The 1,989-nt window shown below is 30.7% G+C and carries 2 protein-coding genes and 1 pseudogene; 2 read left to right on the top strand and 1 reads right to left on the bottom strand.

Translation table 11 applies throughout. The annotated features are described in order from the left end of the window. Positions 1-238 precede the first annotated feature (238 nt). Complete coding sequence (locus CBG25_RS12160; RefSeq protein ID WP_290606913.1) at positions 239-871, top strand: hypothetical protein; 633 nt, start codon at positions 239-241, stop codon at positions 869-871. A gap of 290 nt (positions 872-1,161) precedes the next feature. Then, positions 1,162-1,821 (top strand): hypothetical protein, encoded by a 660-nt coding sequence (locus CBG25_RS12155; RefSeq protein WP_290606912.1) that lies wholly within the window; start codon positions 1,162-1,164, stop codon positions 1,819-1,821. Here CBG25_RS12155 and CBG25_RS12150 read toward each other — a convergent pair. Further along, positions 1,778-1,989 (bottom strand): annotated as a pseudogene (locus tag CBG25_RS12150) (hypothetical protein); the annotation flags it as partial. The gene CBG25_RS12155 and the pseudogene CBG25_RS12150 sit on opposite strands and share 44 nt — an antisense overlap.

Here is a 1,989-nt window from a genome sequence, read left to right as displayed (position 1 = left end):
TACAGGTTTCGATCTTGACCAGCGGGTCACCCAACTTGTCGATCGTCTGTTGGTGATACTGGTTTGCAAAGAGGTCATTCTTAATGGCGCTGCGTTTCTTCATGGTGGTTAGCTCAGTAGACCAGCTTCCGATAACTTTATCAGCAAAATCAAACTCGGCTTAGGTTTTTCGAGGTGCCCTATTGATAATACTGAATCAGTTTATGCTAAGCTGTCAGCATTTATTCGGCTTGCTAGCTTGGCAGGTGAACCACACCGGAATGATTTTAAAATACAAATGGTTCCTTATTCGGATATATCAAGTGCGCATTCCCATTTCGGTTTTAGTAAAATAGATATATTAGTTAACGGTATATTGGATAAGGTATCTATCTGGTTTGGTGATCCGATGAATGAGTTATTTTATGCAATGAAAGTGCCTTTAACAAATTCTTCTGAATATTTGTCTGGAGAAAGTAGTATGTCAAAAAAAGAAATCAATGCTTTTATGCAGAATGACTTGGCACTGATTATAGATGATAACAGTCCGCACGGGTTTAGTCTACAAGGTGTAGATGACAAGAATCAAAATCGTTTAGATATCGCTAAGTTCTCTTTAGAGGTGAGAGAGAAATTGGCAGAAAATAAGCAGTTCTTACAATCTTTTATTATGGCAAAAATGAAATGTTTTGATTATTTTTCTGCTACAGCTTCATCTTTATCATTAATTTTTTCTGAACTTGCTAGTCATAACTCTCTTGAGACGGCTAAAAATTTGAAACAGGAATTTGATAAAATTAGAGAAAATACCGAACAAACCTTATTTAATCAAAATAATATAGATACAGGAAATGTTATTGAGCATTGTAATACTCTAATGAAAAAAATATAGTGCTTTTATTGATGATATTAAAATATTTTCATAAAAAAGAGTATTCATTAGTTAATACTCTTTTTGTTTATATTTTTAGTTATTGAATATAGTAGTATCTCTGTATCATGTGAATTTATTTTTATTTAAAATGAATTGATGTAAGTGGATAATTAATAAAATGTTTATTAGTATGAGATTTGTTTTTTTAAATTTGGTTTTTAAATATAAATATTATTTTATTCATATCGGTAAAATAGTTAACTCGGGTACTTTTATTTACATTGATAATCATTTTTAAGGATATATTAATGGGGCTTATTGATGATTGTTTTAGACGCCATTGTAATATTCAACAAACATATACAGATAAAACCAAGCAAGTTGTAACAACTGACTTTGATAAATTATCACAAGCAATGAATCAGTGGGGGGCGCCTTCTAATAAAAGTGAAATAGAAAAGCAATTACAAATTTTATCTGAGCTATATATTGATAATACTCCTAAAATAGTTTATGGTAAAATTTTGGCCTTTATCCGACTTGCAGAACTTGCTGGTGAAAAATATCGATATGATTTTAATATAGAGGTAGTTGGGGAATATAATAATCAAGTAAAGTTGTCGATAGAAAATATATTTAATCAGAGTTTTACTATTTTTGATAATCTGATGACAGAATTACATAATGCGTTAAAGATACCTTTAATGAATGGTGCTCAATATTTAGATATTGATAGTAATATAGATGAAAAGCAACTTATTAAATTTATAAAAGATAATGTTAAGTTAACAATTAATAAAGAAGAAAAAAGAGGGTTTAATATTGCTGGTGTTACAAAAGGCAATCAGGAACGTTTAGATATAAGTGACTTTCCTTTAGAGATTCTTGATATATTAGCTAATAATACACGAGTTTCGCACAAAACTAATTTGGGTACGCTAATAAAACACGGATGTGCTCAGCAATAGCATTTTTGATTACGTCCCAATTTTGTTGATAAAGGGTTATTTTTTCAGATATACGACGTTTATGTTGTTCAAACCACGCAGAAATAGCGAGAAAAATATGATTTCTTTGCGCTCGGCTCGTGCGAGCCTGACAGCGTTCAATACCACAATTTTGTTTAACTTCTCGAT

The organism is Arsenophonus sp. ENCA, from assembly GCF_002287155.1.
Classification (GTDB): Bacteria; Pseudomonadota; Gammaproteobacteria; order Enterobacterales; family Enterobacteriaceae; genus Arsenophonus; species Arsenophonus nilaparvatae.
The sequence above is the reverse complement of the archived record's forward strand: the minus strand, read 5'-3'. Positions and strand labels throughout refer to the sequence as shown.